The organism is Vibrio sp. 10N.222.55.C7 (genome assembly GCF_041473335.1).
GTDB lineage: Bacteria > Pseudomonadota > Gammaproteobacteria > Enterobacterales > Vibrionaceae > Vibrio > Vibrio crassostreae_C.
Map to the genome: position 1 here is coordinate 103214 of NZ_JBFRSC010000058.1, position 7018 is coordinate 110231.

Sequence of the window (7018 nt, forward strand, 5' to 3'; positions counted from 1 at the left end):
TAAATAGATAAACTGGCAGGCATTAAACACTTGATACTAAGTAGGCATGATTAAACTAATAGAATGGCATTATGTTCCGGCAAACCTAAAACTCTTGAAACTAACGATGATGCTTTACACACTAAAAGTAACCCGAATTTATTCACGCTATTTTTAAGTAGATCAGCAATATGCTGCACCTTGTTTCGACAATTGACTCAATGAGCCAGGTTTGCCTAAGTGATAGCCCTGAAAATAATCTATGCCCTGCGATTGTGCAAAACGTAAATCTTCATGGTTTTCTATACCTTCAGATAACAATTCAATCTGATACTTCCGAGCTAAAAATCTAAGACGCTCCCAAAAGGTCGAATTATCACTCCGGTTTCTCATTAACGACCGATCTATTTTCACTATGTTCGGTTTAACAACCCTAATCAGTGCTTCACCAGTGTTATAACCACTGCCATAGTCATCTATCGCGATTTTAATTCCAAGACCACGACATACTCCAAACTGGGACATCATCCTTTTCTCGTCAATGCCAACCGGGTATTGTTCATTCTCAGTAAGCTCAATCCATAAGGTTATACCCAACTTATTACATGCTTGCCAAATTGGGGAAATATCACGTAGAAAAGTGAAACTTAAAACGTGATCAGGGGAGATATTAATAGTCAGAAAATCAATCATTTTCTTCTGAGACAATAATTCCTCGGACACTCTTAACAAGAATATTTGAGTAAACCATGCAATCTTCTTAGAGTCTAACAGACAGCGAATTGACGATTCAACATCGTGCCCTTTTTCCCAACGTAACAAAACCTCAGCACCGACAGTTCCATTGCCATTAGTTATCGGTTGAAAAACAGGATAAAACAATCCCTGATTAACATCGTCAATAAGTGCTTCGGCTTGTAAATTTTCAGACAACATATTCGTATTCATAAACAAACCTCTTTTTGTGATTAATCCATACTACAGATCAATAACTAGCAAGGATTAGCATGAACAAATCATATGTAGCTTTACATGCCTACTTCTTAACCGTGAAGACAAACTGCATAAGTAGTTAAACGAACTCCTGTACAAATACACAATGCCGTTTCAAAACGGTAATCTCGAGTCTGTTACATTTAGATAGGTTATTAAAAACACCATAAACTATCATAGATGACTATACTTCAATTAGATCAAATTACGCTTAGGGATAATGTATGTTTGGTGACTATTTAAAGGAATTGAGAGTCTCACTAGGTCTTACTCAGAGTGAGCTTGCTGTTAAGTTAAACCTTGCAAATGAAGAGTTTCGCTCTGTAGACGTGGTAACTCTCAGTCGTTGGGAACGAGGAAAAACCAAACCAACACTTGCAAAATGCCTAAGAATCTTGCGTTGTTTACAGGTTGACCTGAGTGACTTTTATGAATTAATACCTAATCCAAACGAAACAAAGCTACTAGACGAGGTTGAACAACTTCGTTTTAATAACAGGGTAACGAAGCTTTCATCATTAAGTTATGAAGAGCCACAAGAGCCACAATCAACTTTAATTACTGAGATGCCACTTCTTTTGAAAGATGATGACAAGATACTATCTAGCCTTAAAATCTTTTACGAAACAGCCATCCATACACCGAAGGGTTTTTTCGACATTAATCTATATGACTACCAACAAAACAAACGAGCTATTTTAAAAAGATTTATAACAGAAAGCGGGCAGTTGGTAGGTCACTCAATTAGTTTTATATTCGAAAGTGACTATTTTGACAAAGTTACTCATTCAAAAATCATTGATATCGACCTGACAAAATCTGTCAGTTATAAAAATTCGACTAAGTTATCGGTTTGTAATTATAATCGTTACTCTTCTAATTTCCAGATATTTCGATGTATGTTAGTTTCTCAATTTATAAACCTAATTCACTATTCAAATGTTCAACGTTATTATTTCTTTAGTGCATGGCCTGAAATCGGACAAATTTTAGAGCAACTTGGATTTAAGAAAATAGCATTTGATATTGAGTCAGAAAAAGGAGGTTTTAAATTAGGCAACCGCTCATTCGAACATTGCTTATACGAAATTGATACAGCGACACTTCTTTCTCAACCCGAAATAATAACCCTCATAAAAACAACCCAGTGGGATAACCAATACTCAATCAAAAATCATTAGGCATAGCCAAACAGACTTTAAATTAAGATGCCTACCATCTTAAGTTTCTACACATAATAATACTTCGCCTTATGCAAAAGATTGGAGAAAACTACTGTGTTTGGCGAATACTTAAAAAAATATCGAATCGCGAATGAACTAACACAAAGTCAAGCAGCTACAAAGCTCAACTTACTCGGAGGAGATCTATCGAACATTGATACCGTTACACTTAGTCGATGGGAAAGAGGAACAACTAAACCAACTCTTAGCCGTAGTATTCGTGTTTTGCGAGAATTTACCAACGATCTTGAGCCTTATCTATCTAAAGTTAGTCATTTACAACATCAAGACCCTAGTTCTAAAAATAGAGTTGATCAATTCAATACTCTGATGGAAGAGAAATACCGTAGTTTAAATAACTTGATCGCCAGAGCAAATTATCAGTCAACATCGATGATCGAACACAATCCTGTTTGTGGATATCCGATTGGAAATTCTAATGATAGTGAGATTGTAAATTCTGTACTTGTTTTTCATGAGAAAACCTCTGATGAGAATATTAAGCATGGACTCTATAAAATCGATTTTTTAAAATATTGCAATGAAAAACGTTTCATTGCCTATAAATATGTCGACAGCGTCACAGGGGAGCTATTAGGACATAACATAGGCACTATATTCACGACTGAAGGTATGATCTCCGAAATTGAAACACTTTCTCAAAAGTCGATTGATGAAATAGATTTAAGAAAAACCGTTCCTTATAATAAAAGACGAAAATTAGCTTATTTTGCGGTGAGCCATCATTCGCTGTACGAGCGACCTTTTCGTCTACAATTAAATAGAGAATTCAGGTTTCTAGCAAAACACGCTAACATTACCGACTACTACACAACAGTTGCTATAAAGAGCTCAGCAGAAGTACTCGAAAAAATGGGATTTTCTGTTGTTTCGTACGAGAAAAAATCAACCAACGGTGCAATCAAAATTGGTAAACACTATTATTCTAAAGCTTTAATGCACATAAAAACAAGCCAGCTATTTACTCAACCCGAGTTCTTGAACTTGCTTACAGGCTGTCAAACCTGTTCAAACCCATGCTCAATTAGCTCTCAGTGTTGCTAAGCGGTCTCTTTCCGCGCACATTAACAGGAGTACCAATCCATCGAAAGATAGTTCTGATGGATGAACTCCTGCTTGCTTCAATCTTTCAAAACACAGCTCTACAGTTTTGACATTCGTATTCGATATTATTGAACCAATATACCTCATTATTTTCCCACTTAAATTATCAGTACAATCTATATACTATGTAATTAAGCGATTGAGTATTAAAGCATATGGTAAAAAGTTAGAATCTAATATGCTATGTTCGCTTGACTACATGTCAACCTCACGAACAATTACATCATCTACTTCATTGTTTAGTAATGTTACATAACTGCTCTGAGTCATGCCTCTTACAGCTTTCGTGTTTTGCATGCCATCCACATTCGTTAGACTTTTGTCAGAATAAATTGCTCGTATATCTCCATCGACTCGGCCTGAAAACGTGACATCATCAGCACTAATAGAAGCAATCGCTGAGGTTGCAAAAAATAAAAACGAACATAAAACGACCTTAATATTGACAAACGACTTCATAAACACCTCAAATGTAATTGGTTACATATGAGAGTTTAGCTTATTCGCAGGCGTTGTTGATCAAATCAGCTTGAGGTTCAACGACGCCATATTTGACTAATCGTTAGCTTCTAACAGGCATACCTAGTCCTATGACTTTGTTTATAGCTTTGACATTCGCCATGATTTCTCCCACTTGAGCGTTGTAACATCTCAAGCTCAATTTACCGCTGGTTAGTCCTTTATATCGAGACATTGCGGTCTCAGATATTGAGCGATAGTGGTAACCAGACTCAGATTTCCACTCCGTTATTGTTCCGTTTTTAAGAGCCTCTACAGCTTCATTTCTGGGATGCCCATCTTCCCAAAGAGCCGCATTCTTTCGAGGTGGTATCAACGGAGTACAGCCCTTATTTTTCAGAGTCTCATGGCAACTTTTTGTGTCATATGCTCCATCAGCAGATACTGTATGGATCTTTCTACGTAAAGGGTTGAGTAATGTTGGCAGCACTTCGTTATCGCCAACACTTACAAGACTGACTTCTGCACTAATGGCCTCATGAGTTTCTACATCAACAGCTAAGTGCAGTTTACGCCAAGTTCTGCGTTTTTCGGCGCCGTGCTTTTTCACTTTCCATTCACCCTCGCCAAAAACTTTGAGACCAGTCGAGTCAATGGCTATATGGTGAATAGCTCCTTTGGATTTATTGCGATATTTGACCTGAACTGTCTTCGAGCGTTTGCTGATACAGGTGTAGTCAGGGGACGTCAGTGGAACATCCAATAGCTCAAAGATAGAATCAATAAAGCCTTGAAGAGCACGTAATGGTAATGAGAATACTCCTTTAATCATCAAGGCAGTTTCAATCGCTGTATCAGAGTACTGAAAGCCTCTACCACGCTTACCATGATGGGTTTTGCATCGCCATGCATCTACGGCTGTATCATCTATCCAGAACGTAACCGAGCCCCGTTTGCACAAAGCCTTATTGTACTCCGCCCAGTTAGTTATCTTCTTTTTCGCCTTACCCATGTTGTCACCGCTCTAACCATCATAAAGGATCAGATCGCAGGACTCGAAAAAGGTTCAATTGATTTAGGCAACAACGCCTTATTCGCAGGAAAAAAGAAGTCTAATGCCTACCAGCCACTCTTGCATCCGTGATGTTAGATTTGTAAACATTAATTTGTTCAGAAAAGTCCATTCATAACGATCATGATATAGCATGGATACGGCCACATCAATTCACCAGACTTATGCATATTATGCACTGGTTAGCGATTTGATGGCAGTTAAACCTTAGGGAGAGACCGAAGAGTAAAACGCTAATACATATCTTGCAAGTCTTCATAGTAGTTTAATGGTTTTACATTAAGAGAATTAAATTTTATCTAACTTCGTAATATTTAATACCTGAACCTAAGATCTGGAATGTAAACCATGATTCTTGGCAACACTTGATTATTCACATCAACGTAAGCTATGTAAGATCATAGATGAATAGTTAGACAGATTTAATCGAGTGCAAAAAAAAAGCATCACCATACCTTATAAGAAATAGGTCTAGTAATACTTTAATATTGATTAGGTTACCGGTAAGAGCTTATTCTAATACTTGGCCAGGAATGATCAAATCAGGATTTTCAATATCATTACTCTCAATGATCTCTTCTAAATCGAAGCCGAACTTTCTACGTAGTTCATATAACCAATCACCTTCTTGTACGACATAAGGTAATGTCGGCTTAACAGCAACTTCGGATATACTGTTAGACATAGTATCGAAGTCACAGTCCGTATCAGTTGGGTCAGATGTGCAATCCGGAGCTTTCGTAATTTCAAGTGACGAAGGGCGAGGTTCAACTTGGTCAGACTCAATCTTACGCTTGCTGTCATTGAAATAATAAGATAATCCAACCACGGCTTCTCGTTGATTTTGCCCAAAATCATCATTCAACGTTTGATTAAGTGCGATACTCGCACCGAAATATTCATTCAAAGCATACTCAGCAAGGTACTCTATTGTTGGATATTTATCTTCAAATCCGACTCCAACCTTTAAATCAATTTCTTCTCCATCATGTATACTATAAAGCAAACCTAAATCAGGTATGTACTCAGAATCATCTAATAATTTATAATGTTTGATACCTAGATTCAATTGAAGTCGGTTATATTGGTAGAGAAAATAAATAGATTGAGAATTCTCAAACATATCTCCATCAAAATTATAGCCATAGTTTGCCCCTACCCCCAAAATATGAGCAGTTGGCTTCTCAGCAACCGCTGCACCGCTGGTTAGTACTAGAAACATAAAAAAAATATTATTAATTAGTCGGTTCACAGGTTCACCTCATAAACAACATTAAACGACCCTTGGTAATTACCTGAACTGAGTGCATTTCCATCGACATCAAAACTAACATCGTATGCTACATCAACTTTGTTACTACCTTCTCCATTCACTGTAATCACTTCTGAATCAGGAAAAGATACGGTATTAAGTACTCCGTCTTGGACAATCACCTTGTCAGGGCTTTCGCAGCCAATGGCACACGTGATTGTGTAGGGTATCTTTTCTAGCGAGTTATCAATATTTGTAAGCTCATAGTCACCTGACGTAGGGCTAAATGTCATAATAACGCCTGTAGGTAAAGTCCCTAACAAGCTAACATCATACCTCGTTGTACCAGAGATCCTTTTTGTTGCAGTATCATACTGGGGTTCAATATTCCCGTCTCCAAGTACCGTTAATGATTCAAGGATCGCAGCTTGATAATCAATCGTGATAATTAACGTCTCCGGCACTCTGGTATAAGTCATCGTACCGGTTTGACTTGTAAAAAAGTAAGTGGGTGAAAGGTTAATTGATGCCGTAAAAGTTCCAGATCCAACAGGGGCTGCGAACACATCATTACTGATATTAGGCAAAGCGAAAGCAGGTCGATAAAACTTAAAAGGCTCTATTCGGCTTGTTGCTGTGTAACCCATTCGCGACACACACAAAGTCGACTCTTGGCCCACTTTCGCACTCGAACCACTTATATTTGTAGCTGCACACTCATTGGCAACTCCCATTCCCACATTTGACCCGTAGTCTTTTGATGTGAAATAACTAGCCGAGCTACCCAAATTATACTCAACGCCTAACAACTCCAGGCTGGTGTTAAAACTTTCGCCTGTAGAATGATTAACAAAGCTAACGTTATTAACGGGTTGGTTATCCATCGTTGCGGGATACAGGGCAAGATCATGAAAA

At 37.8% G+C, this 7018-nt stretch carries 7 protein-coding genes; 2 read left to right on the forward strand and 5 right to left on the reverse strand.

Annotated elements, in window-relative coordinates; genetic code table 11:
* Window positions 1-162 precede the first annotated feature (162 nt).
* On the reverse strand, window positions 163-927 hold the full coding sequence (locus AB4482_RS19930; RefSeq protein WP_017062770.1) for an EAL domain-containing protein: 765 nt from the start codon (window positions 925-927) through the stop codon (window positions 163-165).
* Between the two features lie 269 nt (window positions 928-1196).
* On the opposite strand from AB4482_RS19930, the gene AB4482_RS19935 reads away from it, so the two are divergent.
* Both AB4482_RS19935 and AB4482_RS19940 read left to right on the forward strand, forming a co-directional pair.
* Complete coding sequence (locus AB4482_RS19935; protein WP_102321328.1) at window positions 1197-2153, forward strand: helix-turn-helix domain-containing protein; 957 nt, start codon at window positions 1197-1199, stop codon at window positions 2151-2153.
* A gap of 96 nt (window positions 2154-2249) precedes the next feature.
* On the forward strand, window positions 2250-3260 hold the full coding sequence (locus AB4482_RS19940) for a helix-turn-helix domain-containing protein (RefSeq protein WP_372126462.1): 1011 nt from the start codon (window positions 2250-2252) through the stop codon (window positions 3258-3260).
* Between the two features lie 255 nt (window positions 3261-3515).
* Here the strand turns inward: AB4482_RS19940 and AB4482_RS19945 are convergent, their stop codons facing one another.
* The 4 genes from AB4482_RS19945 to AB4482_RS19960 form a co-directional block, all read right to left on the reverse strand.
* Window positions 3516-3779 carry a hypothetical protein gene (locus AB4482_RS19945; protein WP_017062773.1) on the reverse strand — a complete coding sequence of 88 codons (264 nt, stop codon included), beginning with the start codon at window positions 3777-3779 and terminating at the stop codon, window positions 3516-3518.
* Window positions 3780-3882: 103 nt separating this feature from the next.
* On the reverse strand, window positions 3883-4791 hold the full coding sequence (locus AB4482_RS19950; RefSeq protein ID WP_372181487.1) for an IS5 family transposase: 909 nt from the start codon (window positions 4789-4791) through the stop codon (window positions 3883-3885).
* Window positions 4792-5362: 571 nt separating this feature from the next.
* Window positions 5363-6103 (reverse strand): LysM peptidoglycan-binding domain-containing protein, encoded by a 741-nt coding sequence (locus tag AB4482_RS19955; protein ID WP_065584792.1) that lies wholly within the window; start codon window positions 6101-6103, stop codon window positions 5363-5365.
* Window positions 6100-7018 (reverse strand): hypothetical protein (locus tag AB4482_RS19960; RefSeq protein ID WP_372181488.1); only part of this gene is annotated, 919 nt, incomplete at its 5' end. The genes AB4482_RS19960 and AB4482_RS19955, both read right to left, overlap by 4 nt.

Excerpts from the sequence above, each read along its gene's own strand:
- AB4482_RS19950 (WP_372181487.1), bottom strand. The coding sequence starts at position 4,791 with ATGGGTAAGGCGAAAAAGAAGATAACTAACTGGGCGGAGTACAATAAG.
- AB4482_RS19935 (WP_102321328.1), top strand. The coding sequence starts at position 1,197 with ATGTTTGGTGACTATTTAAAGGAATTGAGAGTCTCACTAGGTCTTACT.
- AB4482_RS19930 (WP_017062770.1), bottom strand. The coding sequence starts at position 927 with ATGAATACGAATATGTTGTCTGAAAATTTACAAGCCGAAGCACTTATT.
- AB4482_RS19945 (WP_017062773.1), bottom strand. The coding sequence starts at position 3,779 with ATGAAGTCGTTTGTCAATATTAAGGTCGTTTTATGTTCGTTTTTATTT.